Source organism: Saccharopolyspora gloriosae (assembly GCF_014203325.1).
In the GTDB taxonomy this organism is placed as follows: domain Bacteria; phylum Actinomycetota; class Actinomycetes; order Mycobacteriales; family Pseudonocardiaceae; genus Saccharopolyspora_C; species Saccharopolyspora_C gloriosae.
The window spans coordinates 5,110,784-5,127,433 of the sequence record NZ_JACHIV010000001.1 but is presented as its reverse complement, the minus strand read 5'-3'; the positions used below and the strand labels follow the sequence as shown (position 1 = coordinate 5,127,433).

The 16,650-nt window shown below is 71.6% G+C and carries 17 protein-coding genes; all 17 read left to right on the top strand.

Annotated elements, in window-relative coordinates:
- Nucleotides 1-44: 44 nt before the first annotated feature.
- Nucleotides 45-1,946, top strand: a complete 1,902-nt coding sequence (locus BJ969_RS22290) for a DEAD/DEAH box helicase (protein WP_221315912.1) — start codon at nucleotides 45-47, stop codon at nucleotides 1,944-1,946.
- Between the two features lie 171 nt (nucleotides 1,947-2,117).
- The gene (gene ffh, locus BJ969_RS22285) at nucleotides 2,118-3,689 is read left to right on the top strand and encodes a signal recognition particle protein (protein WP_184481731.1); all 1,572 of its coding nucleotides are present in this window, start codon (nucleotides 2,118-2,120) and stop codon (nucleotides 3,687-3,689) included.
- The gene (locus tag BJ969_RS22280) at nucleotides 3,686-4,762 is read left to right on the top strand and encodes an amidohydrolase family protein (protein ID WP_184481729.1); all 1,077 of its coding nucleotides are present in this window, start codon (nucleotides 3,686-3,688) and stop codon (nucleotides 4,760-4,762) included. Before ffh ends, BJ969_RS22280 begins: the two co-directional genes overlap by 4 nt.
- A 167-nt stretch (nucleotides 4,763-4,929) precedes the next feature.
- Nucleotides 4,930-5,730, top strand: coding sequence for a CPBP family intramembrane glutamic endopeptidase (locus BJ969_RS30900; RefSeq protein WP_343071541.1), 801 nt, complete (start codon nucleotides 4,930-4,932; stop codon nucleotides 5,728-5,730).
- 212 nt (nucleotides 5,731-5,942) lie between these two features.
- The gene (rpsP, locus tag BJ969_RS22270; protein WP_184481727.1) at nucleotides 5,943-6,392 is read left to right on the top strand and encodes a 30S ribosomal protein S16; all 450 of its coding nucleotides are present in this window, start codon (nucleotides 5,943-5,945) and stop codon (nucleotides 6,390-6,392) included.
- Nucleotides 6,389-6,628, top strand: a complete 240-nt coding sequence (locus tag BJ969_RS22265; RefSeq protein ID WP_184481725.1) for an RNA-binding protein — start codon at nucleotides 6,389-6,391, stop codon at nucleotides 6,626-6,628. The genes rpsP and BJ969_RS22265 overlap by 4 nt, the downstream gene beginning before the upstream one ends.
- A 7-nt stretch (nucleotides 6,629-6,635) precedes the next feature.
- On the top strand, nucleotides 6,636-7,166 hold the full coding sequence (gene rimM, locus BJ969_RS22260; protein WP_184481723.1) for a ribosome maturation factor RimM: 531 nt from the start codon (nucleotides 6,636-6,638) through the stop codon (nucleotides 7,164-7,166).
- 102 nt (nucleotides 7,167-7,268) lie between these two features.
- The gene (gene trmD / locus BJ969_RS22255; RefSeq protein ID WP_184481721.1) at nucleotides 7,269-8,063 is read left to right on the top strand and encodes a tRNA (guanosine(37)-N1)-methyltransferase TrmD; all 795 of its coding nucleotides are present in this window, start codon (nucleotides 7,269-7,271) and stop codon (nucleotides 8,061-8,063) included.
- 223 nt (nucleotides 8,064-8,286) lie between these two features.
- Nucleotides 8,287-8,646 (top strand): 50S ribosomal protein L19, encoded by a 360-nt coding sequence (gene rplS / locus BJ969_RS22250; protein WP_184481719.1) that lies wholly within the window; start codon nucleotides 8,287-8,289, stop codon nucleotides 8,644-8,646.
- A 275-nt stretch (nucleotides 8,647-8,921) separates the two neighbouring features.
- The gene (lepB, locus tag BJ969_RS22245) at nucleotides 8,922-9,836 is read left to right on the top strand and encodes a signal peptidase I (RefSeq protein ID WP_343071540.1); all 915 of its coding nucleotides are present in this window, start codon (nucleotides 8,922-8,924) and stop codon (nucleotides 9,834-9,836) included.
- A gap of 2 nt (nucleotides 9,837-9,838) precedes the next feature.
- On the top strand, nucleotides 9,839-10,606 hold the full coding sequence (locus tag BJ969_RS22240; protein ID WP_343071539.1) for a ribonuclease HII: 768 nt from the start codon (nucleotides 9,839-9,841) through the stop codon (nucleotides 10,604-10,606).
- A gap of 33 nt (nucleotides 10,607-10,639) precedes the next feature.
- Entirely contained in the window at nucleotides 10,640-10,966 is a 327-nt protein-coding gene (locus BJ969_RS22235; RefSeq protein WP_184481717.1) for a DUF2469 domain-containing protein, read from the top strand.
- Nucleotides 10,967-11,208: 242 nt separating this feature from the next.
- Nucleotides 11,209-11,622 (top strand): YraN family protein, encoded by a 414-nt coding sequence (locus tag BJ969_RS22230; protein WP_184481716.1) that lies wholly within the window; start codon nucleotides 11,209-11,211, stop codon nucleotides 11,620-11,622.
- The gene (locus BJ969_RS22225; RefSeq protein WP_184481714.1) at nucleotides 11,623-13,140 is read left to right on the top strand and encodes a YifB family Mg chelatase-like AAA ATPase; all 1,518 of its coding nucleotides are present in this window, start codon (nucleotides 11,623-11,625) and stop codon (nucleotides 13,138-13,140) included. It begins immediately after the preceding gene.
- A 217-nt stretch (nucleotides 13,141-13,357) separates the two neighbouring features.
- Nucleotides 13,358-14,494, top strand: a complete 1,137-nt coding sequence (dprA, locus tag BJ969_RS22220; protein ID WP_184481712.1) for a DNA-processing protein DprA — start codon at nucleotides 13,358-13,360, stop codon at nucleotides 14,492-14,494.
- Nucleotides 14,495-14,587: 93 nt separating this feature from the next.
- Nucleotides 14,588-15,556: a tyrosine recombinase XerC gene (locus BJ969_RS22215; RefSeq protein ID WP_184481710.1), complete on the top strand. Its 969-nt coding sequence runs from the start codon at nucleotides 14,588-14,590 to the stop codon at nucleotides 15,554-15,556.
- Complete coding sequence (whiG, locus tag BJ969_RS22210) at nucleotides 15,531-16,622, top strand: RNA polymerase sigma factor WhiG (RefSeq protein WP_184481708.1); 1,092 nt, start codon at nucleotides 15,531-15,533, stop codon at nucleotides 16,620-16,622. Before BJ969_RS22215 ends, whiG begins: the two co-directional genes overlap by 26 nt.
- Nucleotides 16,623-16,650: the final 28 nt, after the last annotated feature.

Sequence of the window (16,650 nt, the reverse complement as noted above, 5' to 3'; positions counted from 1 at the left end):
CGGTTCAGCCCTGACGACCACTAACGAGGAGATCCGCTACACCCATGCCCCAAATCGATCACGCAGTTTCCGGACAGGTCCTGACCGGCGACGCGAGCACCGAGCTGCCCGCCGAACTGACCGCCGACGCGGCCGCCGCATCGGTCGACTCCGTCGAGTCCGCGCTGTCCGAGCAGGCCGCCGCGACGGACCCCGAGGCTCCCGCCGAGCCGAGCGGTTTCGACGCGCTCGCCATCGACCCGCTGGTGCGCAAGGTCGTCGCCGAGCTCGGCTACGAAACCCCCTCGCCGATCCAGGCGCAGACCATCCCGCCGCTGCTCGAAGGCCGCGACGTGATGGGCCTGGCGCAGACCGGCACCGGCAAGACCGCCGCGTTCGCGCTGCCCATCCTCAGCAACATCGACCTCAACGGCTCCGGCCCGCAGGCCCTGGTGCTCGCCCCGACCCGCGAACTGGCCATCCAGGTCGCCGAGGCGTTCCAGCGCTACGCCAAGCACCTGCCCGGCTTCAACGTGCTGCCGATCTACGGCGGCCAGAGCTACGGCCCGCAGCTCGCCGGCCTCAAGCGCGGCGCGCACGTCGTCGTCGGCACCCCCGGCCGGCTCATCGACCACCTCGACAAGGGTTCGCTGAACCTGCGCCACCTCAAGCACCTGGTGCTCGACGAGGCCGACGAGATGCTGCGGATGGGCTTCATCGAGGACGTCGAGCGCATCCTGCAGTCCGTGCCCGAGCAGCGGCAGGTCGCGCTGTTCTCCGCGACCATGCCCGGCGCGATTCGCAAGATCAGCCAGTCGTACCTGCGCGACCCGGTGGAGATCTCGGTCAAGACCAAGACCTCCACGGCCACCAACATCACCCAGAAGTACGTGCCGGTGCGCGGCCCGTACAAGCTGGACGCGCTCACCCGCATCCTCGAAGTCCAGAGCTTCGACGCGATGATCGTGTTCGCCCGCACCAAGCAGATCACCGAGGAACTCGCCGAGAAGCTCAAGGCGCGCGGGTTCAACGCCTCGGCGATCAACGGCGACGTGCCGCAGGCGCAGCGCGAGCGCACCATCGGTCACCTGCGCGAAGGCCGCATCGACATCCTCGTGGCCACCGACGTGGCGGCGCGCGGGCTCGACGTCGAGCGCATCTCGCACGTGCTGAACTACGACATCCCGCACGACAGCGAGTCCTACGTGCACCGCATCGGCCGCACCGGCCGGGCCGGGCGCAGCGGCGAGGCGATCCTGTTCGTGTCCCCCCGGGAGCGCCACATGCTGCGCTCCATCGAGAAGGCCACCCGGCAGTCCATCGAGCAGATGGACCTGCCCAGCATCGACGACGTCAACGACCAGCGGCTCGCGCGGTTCGCCAAGGACATCACCGAGACGCTGGAAAAGGGCGGCCTGGAGCTGTTCCACAACCTGGTCCAGGAGTACGAGCGCACCCACGACGTGCCCGCCGCGGAGATCGCCGCCGCGCTGGCCGCGATGGTGCAGGGCGACCGCCCGCTGCTGCTGGAGCCGGAACCGCAGGACAACCGCCGCGGCGGCCGGGACGGCGGCTACGAGCCCGCCGGTTCGGACACCGACACCTACCGGGTCGAGGTCGGGCGCCGCAACCGCGTCACGCCGAGCGCTCTGGTCGGCGCGCTGGCCAACGAGGGCGGCCTGCACAGCAAGCACATCGGGCACATCGACATCCGGGCCGAGCACACGCTGATCGAGCTGCCCGCGAACCTGCCCGAGGACATGCTGCGCAAGCTCAGCAAGACCCAGGTCGCCGGTCGTGGTCTGCGGATCAGCCGGGCCGACGGCGAGGTGCTGGCGCGGCGCGGTCCGCGTCCGGGCCGGGACCGGGACAAGCCGCGTCCGCACCGCAAGGGCGGCCCGCGGTCCCCGCAGCAGGGCGGTCGCGCCGGCGGTTACGGCAAGCGTCCCAGCCGGGACCGCACCTGATGACGAGGGCGGCGCGGTCTCCTCGGGGAGGCCGCGCCGCCCGCTCTTTCGCACCGCGTTCGCCGCTCGGACGCGGGCACCTGCCCGGCGGTCGCCCCAGGCGCTTCCGGCGACGGTTACCCTCGACCAGGTACTCAGGTACATCATTCGACTCAGGAGCGGCGAGAACCCGTGTTCGACACCCTTAGCGACCGGCTCACCTCGGTTCTGCAGAACCTGCGCGGCAAGGGCCGGCTCTCGGACGCCGACATCGATGCCACCGCGCGCGAGATCCGCATCGCACTGCTGGAAGCCGACGTGGCGCTGCCGGTGGTGCGCGCGTTCATCGCGGGTGTCAAGGATCGCGCGAAGGGTGCCGAGGTCTCCGGCGCGCTCAACCCGGCGCAGCAGGTCATCAAGATCGTCAACGAGGAGCTCGTCGGCATCCTCGGCGGCGAGACCCGCCGGCTGGAGCACGCCAAGAACCCGCCCACGGTGATCCTGCTCGCCGGCCTCCAGGGCTCCGGCAAGACGACGCTGTCCGGCAAGCTCGCCAAGTGGCTCTCCGGCCAGGGGCACACCCCGATGCTGGTGGCCTGCGACCTGCAGCGCCCGAACGCCGTGACGCAGCTGCAGGTCGTCGGCGAGCGCGCGGGCGTGCCGGTGTTCGCGCCGGAACCGGGCAACGGCACCGGGGACCCGGTGGACGTCGCGCGGCGCAGCCTCGACGAGGCCAAGCGCGCCCAGCACGACGTGGTCATCGTCGACACCGCGGGCCGCCTCGGCGTGGACGAGGAGATGATGCGCCAGGCCGCGGACATCCGGGACGCCGTCAGCCCCGACGAGATCATGTTCGTCGTCGACGCGATGATCGGTCAGGACGCGGTCTCGACCGCGGAGGCCTTCCGCGACGGCGTCGGCTTCTCCGGCGTGGTGCTCACCAAGCTCGACGGCGACGCCCGCGGTGGCGCGGCCCTGTCGGTGCGGCACGTGACCGGTCAGCCGATCATGTTCGCCTCCAACGGGGAGAAGCTGGAGGACTTCGACGTCTTCCACCCGGACCGGATGGCGAGCCGGATCCTGGGCATGGGCGACATGCTCACCCTCATCGAGCAGGCCGAGCAGGCGTTCGACGCCGACCAGGCCGAGCAGGCCGCGCAGAAGCTCGGTTCCGGGCAGCTCACGCTGGAGGACTTCCTGGAGCAGATGCAGGCGGTCCGCCGGATGGGTCCGCTGCAGAACCTGCTGGGCATGCTGCCGGGCGCGAACCAGATGAAGGACCAGCTGGCCAACTTCGACGAGAAGCACCTGGACCGGCTGCAGGCCATCATCCGCGGCATGACGCCCGCCGAGCGGGACGACCCGAAGATCATCAACGGTTCTCGGCGGCAGCGCATCGCCAAGGGCTCCGGTGTCAACGTCAGCGACATCAACGACCTCGTGAACCGGTTCTTCGAGGCCCGCAAGATGATGCAGCAGATGGCGGGCCAGTTCGGCGGCTTCGGCGGCGGGGGCGGCACCAAGAAGGTCAAGAAGGGCAAGGGCAAGAACCGCAAGAAGGTCAAGGGCCCGACGCAGCCCAAGGGCATGCGCGGCATGCCCGGCGGTTTCCCCGGCATGCCGCCCGGCGGATTCCCCGGTGGCATGCCCGGCGGCATGCCCGGTGCCGGTCAGGACATGTCCCAGCTCGAAGGCGGGCTCAACGAACTCCCGCCGGGCTTCGACCCGTCCAAGCTGAACTTCGGCGGCAAGAAGAAGAAATGACCGCGCCGCTGCACGTGCGCGGTGTCCTGCTGCCCGACGGCGAACCCGGTGAGCTGTGGATCGCCGACGGCCGGATCAGCCGCACGCCGCTGCCCGGCGCGACCACCGTGTTCGACGGCGGCTACGTCGTGCCCGGACTCGTCGACGCGCACTGCCACGTCGGCATCGGCCCGGACGGGCCGGTGGACCTCGACGTGGCGGCGCGGCAGGCGGAGACCGACCGGGACGCGGGCACGCTGCTGCTGCGCGACTGCGGGGCGCCGATCGACACCAAGCCGCTGCAGCAGCGCGACGACCTGCCGCGCATCATCCGCGCGGGCAGGCACCTGGCGAAGCCGAAGCGCTACATCCCGTACCTCGCCGACCAGCTCGAACACGAATCGCAGCTGCCCGCCGCGGTGGCCGAACAGGCCGCCGACGGCGACGGCTGGGTGAAGCTCGTCGGGGACTGGATCGACCGGTCCACCGGCGACCTCGCCCCGCTGTGGAGCGACGAGATCCTGGTCGAGGCCATCGCCACCGCCCACGCGCACGGGGCGCGCGTCACGGCGCACGTGTTCGGGGAGGACGCGCTGCCCGGTCTGCTCGCGGCGGGCATCGACTGCATCGAGCACGGCACCGGCCTCACCGACGACACCGTCGAGATGATGTCCCGCCACGGCACCGCGCTGGTGCCGACGCTGGTGAACATCGAGAACTTTCCCGGATTCGCCGCCGCGGCGACGAAGTACCCGGATTACGCGAGCCACATGACCGCGCTCTACGAACGCGGCGACGCGACCGTCGGCAAGGCGATCGAAGCGGGCGTCCCGGTCTACGCCGGAACCGACGCCGGCGGCGGCATCGAGCACGGCGTGCTCGTCGACGAGATCCTCGCGCTGCACCGCGTCGGGATGTCGACCGAACAGGCGCTGGGCGCCGCGTCCTGGGCGGCCCGCGACTGGCTCGGGCATTCCTGCCTGCGGGACGGAGAAGCGGCGGACCTCGTCTGCTACGACTCCGATCCGCGCAAGGAACTCGCCGCGTTGCGCCATCCCCGGCGCATCGTCCTGAAGGGCGCCGTCGTCACCTGAACGACGGGGGCTTCCGCGTCCGAATTCGGATGTGGGGCGGCGAAAGCCGAAGGTAATCTGACGATTCCGCCGGGAAATCGGCGTGCTGGACAGCAGACCACGGCCGAGCGGTGGAGAACGGGACGCGCGCGTCCGGGCCACGCCGCCCGCCCGAGACGGAGGCGCCCGTGCAGGTACCGCAGCCCGAGCCCACCGAAGGCGTTCCCGCCGTCGGGGAGATCGCGGGAGGAACCGCCATCGCAACCCAGGTGCAGCCGCCACCCGCGGAATCCGACCACCGGTGGGGGTTCGGCGCGTTCTTCCTCGCGGAAGCCGTGTTCATCCTCGCGTCCGTCACGCTGGCGGCCCTGTTCGGAGATCCGGGGGAGAGCTCCTGGTTCACGGTGGCGCTCCCGCTGATGCTGATGGTGCCGACGCTGCTGTCCGCCGCGGTGGCCGTGGTGATCACCGTGGTGCGCGGCAACGGGCCGCGGCTCGACTTCGGGTTGCACTGGCGGTGGTCGGACGTCACGACGGGCTTCGGCATCGGCGCGATCGGCCTGCTCAGCACGACCGTCGCCTCGATGATCTGGATCCGCTGGGTGGGGCCGGAGAACGCCACCTCCACGGTGAGCACCCTGCTCGACGGGGTGCGGCTGCCGCCGCTGCTCGCGGTGCTGATCTTCCTGCACGTGTGGCTGATCGCCCCGGTGTGCGAGGAGATCCTCTACCGCGGCCTGCTGTGGGGCGCGATGGAACGGCTGCGCTGGAGCCGGATCAGCGCGTTCGTGCTCAGCACCGCGGTGTTCGCGATCGGGCACCTGGAACCCGAGCGGACCTGGCTGCTGCTGATCATCGCGATCCCGATCGGCGTCGCCCGGATGCGCACCGGCAGGCTCACCGCCAGCGTCGTCGCGCACCAGGTGAACAACTTCCTGCCCGCGCTGGGACTGCTGCTGATCTCGCTCGGCGTGGTGACGCCGACCTGAGCGCGCCGGGGCCGTTCGGCCGGAGCAGCCCGCGGCGGGTACCTCCTGCGAGGCCGAGCCGGGCATCTGGCAGAATAAACGCCTGTTCGCTGCGAGTCGGTCCCTCTCACCGTCCGCGGCCATCGACGTATGAGCCTTCCACTCCGTATGTCCCCACACGGCTTGGTTTGCTCACCCGAGCACGAACGAGAGTCTGAGGAGCACCAGCACCCGTGGCTGTGAAGATCAAGCTGGCGCGGATCGGTAAGATCCGGGAGCCGCACTACCGCATCATCGTCGCCGACTCGCGTACCCGCCGTAACGGCCGGGCGATCGAGACGATCGGTCAGTACCACCCCATGGAGAACCCCAGCCGCATCCTGGTCGACTCCGAGCGGGCGCAGTACTGGCTGGGTGTCGGCGCGCTGCCGACCGAGCCGGTGCAGGCGATCCTGGAGGTCACCGGCGACTGGCAGAAGCACAAGGGCCTGCCGGGCGCCGAGGGCACGCTGAAGGTCGCGGAGCCCAAGCCGAGCAAGCAGGAGCTGTTCGCCGCAGCTCTGGCCGCCGCCGGCGAGGACACCGTCGCCGACGCGACCACGCCGAAGAAGAAGGGCGGCAAGAAGGCCGACGCCGACGCGGCCGCCGCCGAAGAGCAGAAGTCCGAGGACGGCCAGGCGTGACGGTCCTCGCGGACGCGCTTGAACACCTGGTGCGCGGCATCGTCGACAACCCCGACGATGTCCGCGTCCAACTCCTCACCACCCGGCGCGGCCGCACCCTGGAAGTCCACGTGAACCCGGACGACCTGGGCAAGGTCATCGGCCGCGGTGGTCGCACGGCGACCTCGCTGCGCACGGTGATCTCCGGGATCGGCGGTCGTGGCATCCGGGTCGACGTGGTCGACACCGATCGATGAGGACGGCATGACCGGTCCGATGCTGGCCGTGGGCAGGGTGGCCAAGACGCACGGCGTGCGCGGCGAAGTCGTCGTCGACGTGCGCACGGACAGCCCTGAGCTGCGGTTCGCGCCGGGCGCGGTGCTCGGCGTCCAGCGGCGCGGCGAAGCCGGGCCGGACACGCTCACCGTGACAGCCGCCCGGCCACACGCCGGGCGGCTGCTGGTGCGCTTCGAGTCGGTGGACGACATGGACGCCGCCGAGCACCTGCGCGGCGCCACGCTGATGGTCCGCGCGGATGCGCTCGAAGCAACCGGCGATCCGGACGAGTACCACGACCACCAGCTCGAAGGCCTGCGAGTGGTGCTGCCGACCGGCGACGAGGTCGGCGTGGTGCGCGAGATCCTGCACACGCCCGGCGGCGAGCTGCTGTCGGTGCGCACCCCGGACGACGTGGAACGGCTCATCCCGTTCGTGTCGGAGATCGTGCCGGAGGTCGACCTGGCCGCCGGACGCGTCGTGGTGGACCCGCCCGAGGGCCTGCTCGGCGACGACTGATCACGCCCGGACCCGCGGCGGAACCCGCCGCGTCGGCGCTCGCCTGAGCTCAGAACGCCGCCCGGCCACGTCGCCGGGACCTCTTCTTGAAGGAACACCCCGTTGCGCATCGACGTCGTCACGATCTTCCCCGAGTACCTGGCTCCGCTGCGCGCCGCGCTGCTGGGCAAGGCGATCGAGCGGGAGAAGATCTCCGTCGGGGTGCACGACCTGCGCGACTGGACCCACGACGTGCACCGCGCGGTGGACGACAGCCCCTACGGCGGCGGTCCGGGCATGGTGATGAAACCCGACGTGTGGGGCGAGGCCTTGGACGAGGTGTGCGCGTCGCCGGAGGCTCCGCCCCGGTTGATCGTGCCCACTCCGGCGGGGCGCCCCTTCACCCAGCGGACCGCGGTGCGCTGGTCCGCCGAGCCGTGGCTGGTGTTCGCCTGCGGTCGCTACGAGGGCATCGATCAGCGGGTCGTCGACGAGGCGGCCGAGCGGATGCCTGTCGAAGAGGTCTCGATCGGCGACTACGTCTTGGTCGGCGGTGAGGTCGCCGCGCTGACCATGGTCGAAGCCGTCGCCCGGCTGCTGCCCGGCGTGCTCGGCAACCCCGCCTCCGCCGAGCAGGACTCGTTCTCCGACGGCCTGCTCGAAGGGCCCAGCTACACCCGGCCCGAGGTGTGGCGCGACCGGCCGGTGCCGGACGTGCTGCGCTCCGGCAACCACGCCGCCATCGCGCGCTGGCGGCGCGACCAAGCCCTGGAGCGGACCTACCACCGGCGGCCGGACCTGCTGGACCGGCTGCCCGCGCAGGACCTCAACGCCAAGGACCGCGCGCGGCTGGATACACTGCGCGCGGATGATGAAGCGGATGTTCCTGGAGGAACTCCGCAGCAGGGGCAGGACTGACCCCCACCGGGGGGCGCGCGAGGGCTCGTACCGCGCCGCTTTCCGGGGCCGGTTCCGGCGCCTGCCTGCGCGTCTGGCACACTTGACGGGTTGCTGAAGCCGGATTCTGTACCGGCGCGCACATCGCAAGCCAAACCCCGTGTCAGACGGCGGCCGCGGTTCAGACCCGGCCACGATCCGCGAGTGCACGGGTGCCTACGACACGGATGAGGACGGACCACCGATGAACACCCTGGACGCTCTGGACGCCCAGTCGCTGCGTTCCGACATTCCGGCCTTCCGGCCTGGCGACACGCTGAAGGTCTATGTCCGCGTCATCGAGGGTTCGCGCGAGCGGAACCAGGTCTTCCAGGGCGTCGTGATCCGTCGCCAGGGCGCAGGCGTCCGGGAGACCTTCACCGTCCGCAAGATCTCCTTCGGTGTCGGCGTGGAGCGCACCTTCCCGGTGCACACCCCGAACATCGCCAAGATCGAGGTCGCCACTCGCGGCCAGGTCCGCCGGGCGAAGCTGTACTACCTGCGGGAGCTGCGCGGCAAGGCCGCCAAGATCAAGGAGAAGCGGGAGCCGATCAACGCTTCCTGATGCGTGCCGCCCGCCGGTGGCGGGTGACTTCGGACGACCCGGGTGCTTCGCGCCCGGGTCGTCCTTTTTCATGCGCGCCCGATCGTTCCGGTGATCCACGATCAGGTGAACGAGTTCGGTGGGGCGCGGCACATCGCGCCCGTCCCCGGATCTCCCGGAACCCGCGTTGATCGACCCCGCGCCGGGAACCCGCACGTCACCGGCGGAATGCGTCCCCGCGGCCTCCGGCCGGGGCAGTCCGCCGGGGGGCATCGCGGTTCCAGTAGCCTGGCTGCGTGGCCGACGTCATGCGCTCTAACGGACCAGAAGAAGAGCCCCGCGAAGGCGCGGCTGCCGAGCACCCCGAAGGGGACGGTGGCCGCTCGCGGGGCCGCCGTTCGCGCGAACGGAAGGGATCGTTCTGGCGTGAGCTGCCGATCCTGATCGTCACCGCGCTGGTGCTCACGATCGTGATCCAAGCCTTCCTGGCGCGGGTCTACGTGATCCCCTCGCAGTCGATGGAGCAGACGCTGCACGGCTGCGACGGCTGCCAGAACGACCGGGTGCTGGTCGACAAGATCTCCTACCGGTTCACCGATCCCGAACCGGGCGACGTCGTCGTGTTCCGCGGGCCCGAGACGTGGGGGCAGAACGACTTCCAGGTCGCCGAGCCGTCGAACCCGGTCGTGGGCTTCCTGCAGGGCGCGATGTCGCTGGTCGGCTTCGGCTCGCCGGACGAGAAGGACTTCGTGAAGCGGGTCATGGCCACCGGCGGGCAGACCGTCGAGTGCTGCGACGACCAGAACCGGATGATCGTCGACGGCAAACCGCTCAACGAGCCCTACATCTACTGGGAGCCGGGCCGCCCCGACACGCAGCCGGACTTCGCGCCCGTCACCGTGCCGCCGGGATACCTCTGGGTGCAGGGCGACAACCGCAACGACTCCTCCGACTCCCGCTTCCAGGGCGGCGGCGGCGTCAACGGTGCGGTGCCGGTGGACAACGTGATCGGCAAGGCGCAGGTGATCGTGCTGCCGCCGCAGCGCTGGCAGAGCATCTCCGAGACCAACCCGCAGGCCGATGCGCTCGGCGCGCCCGCCTGGCAGGCGGGCCTGCCCGCGGGCGTCGGCTTCGCCGCCGCGTTCCCGGTGCTGTGGATGGGCCGCAGGTTCTCCGCCGTCATCCGGCAGCACCGCCAGGAGCGGCACTGACGGTGGGGGCGCGGTCCGCGGTCGCCGAGACGGGCTGGCGCCCGCCGCGGCCGGTGATCCGCCGCAGCAGCGGCAACTGGGCGCTGCAGAGCGCCCTGGACCGCAGCGGACTCGGCCCGGTCGCCGGCGTGGACGAGGCGGGCCGCGGGGCGTGCGCCGGGCCGCTCGTGGTGGCGTCCTGCGTGCTGCGCCCCGGAGACGCGCGGCGGTTCGAGGGGCTCACCGACTCCAAGGTGCTCAGCGAGGCGGAGCGGGAACGGCTCTACGACGTGATCGTGCGGCGGGCCGTGGCCTGGTCGACGGTGGTGATCGAGGCCGACGAGGTCGACGCGCTCGGCATCCACGTCGCCAACCTGGAAGGCATGCGGCGCGCGGTCGCGCGGCTGCCGGTGCATCCGGGCTACGTGCTCACCGACGGGTTCCGGGTGCAGGGCTTGGCCGCGCCGAGCGTGGCGGTGCTCAAGGGTGACCTGGTCGCCGCCTGCGTGGCCGCCGCGTCAGTGCTGGCGAAGGTCACCCGCGACCGCATCATGTGCGAGCTGGACGAGCGGTTACCGAGGTACGGCTTCGCCGGGCACAAGGGGTATTGCACGGTCCACCACACCGCGCGCATGCGCGAGCACGGTCCGAGCGGGCAGCACCGGTGGTCCTACTCGAACGTGGTCGCGGCGGCCCGGCTGCACGGGATGCGGTCGCCACGCACCGTCACCAGCAAACCCGGTCTGTTCGATGCTTCTGAGGGGGAAGTGGTGGACAATGGGCGAACGTAGAACGAACGGCGACGGGGAAGGGCTCGCACTGCGATGAGCGCCGAGGATCTCGAAAAGTACGAGACCGAGATGGAGCTTCAGCTCTACAAGGAGTACCGCGACATCGTCGGGCAGTTCACCTACGTCGTGGAGACCGAGCGGCGTTTCTACCTGGCCAACGCGGTGGACGTGCAGGTGCGCAACTCCGACTCGGAGGTCTACTTCGAGGTGTCCATGTCGGATGCGTGGGTGTGGGACATGTACCGGCCGGCGCGGTTCGTCAAGAAGGTCCGGGTGATCACGTTCAAGGATGTGAACGTCGAGGAGCTGGACAAACCGGAACTCCGGTTGCCCGAGAACGGGCCGTTCGGCGGGAGCTGACCGGTCGCGTCACCGGGCGGAGGGGCGCTCGGCGCTGATGTGGTGGAACGGGTGGTCGCCTGCGGGCGGCCGCCCGTTCTTCGCATCGGCATTCATAGATCGTTTTCGATGGAGTTGTCCACAGGTGGTCGATCCATCCACAGATTTCCCAATTGGGTCTGGTGGGCGCTGACCGGCCAGGGCACTTTGGAAGTCGGGCCCGGAGATCCGCTCCGGGCCGGTTTCCGGCCTTGGAGGCGATCATGGCGGTTCCCACCCTCGACTACCGACCGCTGCGCGGTGCTCTCTCGGACGTGCACGGGCAAGGTACGCACGCGCTCGGCCGAGCCGGTGAGCGGTTGGCGGCCGAGCACTTGGAGAAGCTGGGCATCTCGGTGCTCGCCCGGAACTGGCGGACCGCGCACGGCGAACTCGACATCATCGGCACCGACGGCTACCGCGCGGTGTTCTGCGAGGTCAAGACGCGCTCCGGGATCGACTACGGAGCGCCGCTCGACGCCGTCGGGCCGAACAAGGTCCGCCGCCTGCGGGAGCTCGCCAGAGCGTGGCTCGCGGAGCGGCGGCTGACCGGCTGCCAGGTCCGGTTCGACGTCATCTCCGTCCTGTGGCCCCCGAAGGGGCCGATCACCCTCGACCACCTGCCGGGGGTGTTCTGAATGGCGCTGCGGCGGACGTGGGCGGTCGCGCTGTTCGGCGTGGACGGCGTGCTGGTGGAGATCGAGGCGGACGTGCGCAAGGGCGGCCTGCCGAACGTGCAGCTGCTGGGGTTGCCGGACACGGCCCTGCAGGAGTCGAAGAACCGGGTGCGCGCGGCGGTGCAGAACTGCCAGGAGGACTGGCCGAAGAGCTGCGTGACGCTGGCGCTGTCACCCGCCGCGCTGCCGAAGGCGGGCACCTCCTACGACCTGGCGTTGGCCTGCGCGGTGCTGGCCGGGGCCGAACAAGTGCCCGCGCACCGGCTGGAAAGCACGGTGCTGCTGGGGGAGCTGGCGCTCGACGGCCGGATCCGGCCCGTGCGCGGGTTGCTGCCGGGGCTGCTGGCGGCGCGGCGCGAAGGGATCCGGCGGGCGATCGTGCCCGTGGAAGGGCTGGCCGAAGCCCGGCTGGTCGACGGTCTCGACGTGCTCGGCGCGGAGCGGTTGAGCGAGGTAGTCGACTGGCTGCGCGAGCAGGGCGAGCTCGTGGACGGTCCAGGCGAGGTCGTGTCCCGGCGCACCGAGTCGCCGGAGGACCTGGCGGACGTGCTGGGCCAGCCGGAGGCGCGCTGGGCGCTGGAGGTCGCCGCGGCGGGCGGTCACCACCTGCTGCTGGCCGGCCCGCCGGGCACCGGCAAGACGATGCTCGCGCGACGGCTCAGCGGGCTGCTGCCGGAGCTGTCGCGGCAGGAAGCGTTGGAGGTCACCGCGATCCATTCGGTGGCCGGTGAGCTCAGCGCGGACGCGCCGCTGGTGGCGGATCCGCCGTTCGTGGCTCCGCACCACTCCACCTCGGTTACCGGGCTGATCGGTGGCGGATCGGGGCTGGCGCGTCCGGGAGCGGTCAGCCGCGCGCACCGCGGCACGCTGTTCCTGGACGAGGCGTGCGAGTTCGGTCCGCAACGCCTCGAAGCACTGCGCACCGCGCTGGAGGAAGGGGAGGTCCGGCTCTCGCGGCGGGACGGGACGTTGCGCTACCCGGCGCGGTTCCAGCTGGTGCTGGCCACCAACCCTTGCCCGTGCGCGCCGGCCAGGGACGCCGATTGCCACTGCGCTCCGCAGGCGCGGCGCCGCTACTTCGGCAAGCTGTCCGGTCCGCTGCTGGACCGCGTTGATCTGCGCGTGGACATGCGCCCGGTCACCGCGGCCACCATGCGGGCAGGCGGGCGGACGGAGTCGACGGACGTGGTGCGCAAGCGGGTGTCGCGGGCGCGGGAGATGGCGGTGCGGCGGTGGGCTTCGCGGGGCTGGCAGACCAACGGCGAGGTGCCGGGCCCGGTGCTCCGCCGCGAGTTCGCGCTGCCGGAGGCGGTGACGGCGCTGCTGGACCGCGGGCTCGACGTGGGGGCGTTGACCGCGCGAGGAGCCGATCGCTGCTTGCGGGTGGCGTGGACGCTGGCCGATCTGGACGGCAGCGAGCGTCCGGAGGCGGATCACGTGGCCGCCGCGCTCGCGTTCCGGGAACGGAGGCTCGCATGACCGCGGCGTCCGGGGCGATGCAAGCGATGCGGGTGATGCTGACCGTGGCGGCATCGTGTCGGTTCTCATCGCACGACGCCGACCGTCGGTGTTCCGGCCCGAGTCCGGGGCGTTCCTGGTTCGAGCTCGCGATTCGGCGCCCCGGCGCGAGACCTGGAGCGGCTGTCGGTGCGCAGGCACGTCCGGTCGGGACCGGTCGCGGCGACGGGGGTGTGCGATGAGCGGGGACGAGCAGGTCCGGCTCGCTCGTGCCTACCTGGCGGCGGTGGCCGAGCCCCCGGCGCCCGCGTTGGCCGCCTGCGTCGCCGAACACGGGCCCGTCCGCACGGCAGCGCTGGTGCGCGGCGGTTCGGCTCCCGGTGCGGTGGCCGACGAGGTCGAGTCCCGGCGGCGGCACGTCTCGGGCGCGGATCTCCTGGCGGCCACGCGGCGGATCGGTGCGCGGCTGCTGATCCCGGAAGATCCGGGCTGGCCCGCGGAGCGCTTCGGACTGCTGGCCGGGGCCGCCGAGGTCGGGGTGCCGGGCATGGCAGCCCCGCTCGCCCTGTGGGTGCGCGGCCGGGCGGATCTCAACGAGGCGCTGGCCGCGTCGGTGGCGGTGGTCGGGGCTCGCGCGGCGACGGGGTACGGCGAGCACCTCGCCGCCGAGCTGGGGCACGGTCTGGCCTCGGCCGGGTGCGCGGTGGTCTCGGGCGCGGCCTACGGCATCGACGGCGCGGCCCATCGGGGCGCGCTGGCCGCGGGCGGCACCACGGTGGCGTTCCTGGCCTGCGGCATCGACATCGACTACCCGGCAGGACACGGCCGGTTGTTGCGCGCCCTCGCGCAACAAGGAGCGGTGGCCACGGAGTACCCGCCGGGCACGACGCCCCGACGACATCGGTTCCTGGTGCGCAACAGGCTGATCGCTGCGTGCGGCCAGGGCACCGTGGTGGTGGAGGCCGGGGCGCGAAGCGGCGCGGGCAACACCGCGAACACCACCGACGCGCTGGGGTTGCCGCTGATGGCGGTGCCGGGGCCGGTGACCTCGGCCAGTTCGGTGGGCTGCCACGACATGGTGCGCTCCGGGAAGGCGGTGCTGGTGACATCGACGCCCCAGGTGCTCGAAATGATCAACCCGCTCGGGGCCGCGCCCCTCGTGGATCCGGTACCGGCCGCTCGCCGCACCGACGCGCTGGAGCCGCGTGCGCGGCAACTGCACGATGCGGTCAGTGCTTGCAAAGGTGCGGACGCCGACCGGCTCGCGCAGGAATCAGGTTTGTCCCTGCGCGCCGTGCGGGCGTTGCTGCCGGAGATGGAGCTGGCCGGCCTGGTCGAGCGGAAGGAGGGCGGTTGGGCGGTGTGCGCCGGATGAACCCGCGGTGATCGACATCGGCGCCTCGGGTGGGAGCGTGTTCACGGCGTGGCCCCCTTGACCGGACCACGTCCAAGGGCGAGCGTTTGCACCATGGAACGCAGACGGTCCGGCGCCGCGGCGAGAACGGACCTGCGCGCGGCGCGCGCATCGCTTCCCGACGAGCTGGGTTCCGCGGTGGATCGGTTCCAGCGCCACCTCGCCGCCGAGCGCGGCCTGTCCCGGCACACCGTGCGCGCCTACCTCGGCGACGTGGTCTCGCTGCTCGCCGACGTGGCGAACTCCGGACCGGGCCTGGACCAGGTGACGCTGCCCGCGCTGCGGTCGTGGCTGGCGGGCCAGCACGCCCAGGGCATCAGCAGGGCGACGCTGGCGCGCCGGGCCGCGTCGGTGCGGACCTTCACCGCGTGGGCGCACCGCACCGGACTGCTCGCCGCGGACCCCGGACCCAGGCTCACGGCCCCGTCCAAGCACCGGGTGCTGCCGTCGGTGCTGCGCGCAGACCAGGCGGACTCGGCGATGACCGCGTCCGCGGCCGGGGCCGCGCAAGGCGACCCGGTCGCCCTGCGCGATCACGCGCTGCTGGAGCTGCTGTACGCGACCGGGATCCGGGTGGCCGAGCTGTGCGGGCTCGACCTCGACGACATCGATCATGAACGGCGCCTGCTCCGCGTACTCGGTAAGGGCGAGCGGGAGCGCGCCGTGCCGTTCGGCGTACCCGCCGATGCGGCACTGGAACGCTGGCTCTCGGCGGGACGGCCCGAACTCGGCACCGACCGTTCCGGCCCCGCGGTCTTCCTCGGTGCACGCGGCGGGCGGTTGGACCAGCGCATGGCACGCCGGGTGGTGCACGACGCCGTGCAGGCCGTGCCCGGCGCGGCCGATCTCGGGCCGCACGGGCTGAGGCATTCGGCTGCGACCCATCTGCTCGAAGGAGGAGCAGACCTCCGTAGCGTTCAGGAGTTGCTTGGTCACGCTACGCTCGCAACGACCCAGCTTTACACCCACGTGACCGTCGACCGGCTGAAGGCGATTCATGACCGAACCCACCCCCGTTCCTGACGACGCCGGGGGCGGTGCCCGCACCGTGGCCACGGAAGCGACATCGAGATCGACGTCGTCGAGGACGAGTCTCCCCGGCGAGCCGACCGCGCAGCGCAGCCAGAACGGCCACGACACGGGCTCCGGCACCAACGGCGCGCAGGTCAACGGCAGCCGGCACACCGGCGGCGCGGCCACCCCCCAGAGGGCCGCGGCGCAGTCGGACACGGCCACCCGATCCGGGGTCGACCAGGGTGCTGACGCGGCGAAGCCCTCGACACCGGGGCGGTTGTCGTACCTCGTCGCCGACGATCAGCGCAGCGCCGACGACGTCGAAGCGGGCATCGTGGCGCTCTGGCACGCCTTCGGTGAACATCGCGATCAAGGCCTGCGGGACAGGCTGGTGCTGCACTACGCGCCGCTGGTGAAGTACGTGGCCGGCCGGGTCGGCACCGGGCTGCCCTCGCACGTCGAGGTCTCCGACCTGGTGCAGTCCGGCATCTTCGGGCTGGTCGACGCGATCGAGAAGTTCGAGCCCGAACGCGGCCTGAAGTTCGAGACCTACGCCATGCAGCGGATCCGGGGCGCGATCTTGGACGACCTGCGCGCGCAGGACTGGGTACCGCGTTCGGTGCGCAGCCGGGCCAGGGACCTCGAACGCGCGCTGGAGCGGTTGGAAGCGAAGCTCCAGCGCCACGCCACCGACGTGGAACTCGCCGACGAGCTCGACGTGTCCGCCGACGAGCTGCACGACCTGTTCGCCCAGCTGCAGATGACCAGCGTCGTCGCCCTCGACGACTTGATCAGCGTCGGCCGGGGCACCGCGTCGCTCGCCGAGACGCTGCCCGACGACCGGGCGGAGGATCCGGTGGCGGCCCTGGTGGACCGGGACAGCCGCAGGCAGCTGGCGGAGGCGGTGGAGCGGCTCAGCGATCGCGACCGGGTCGTGGTGACGCTCTACTACTTCGAGAACCTCACCTTGGCCGAGATCGGCAAGGTGCTGGGGGTCACCGAGTCCCGCGTCTGCCAGTTGCACACGCGCGCGGTCCTGCGCCTGCGCAGCAAGCTCACCGAACCCCAGTCGTGATCGCGGCCTAGAGCCCGTGCGGCGCGGG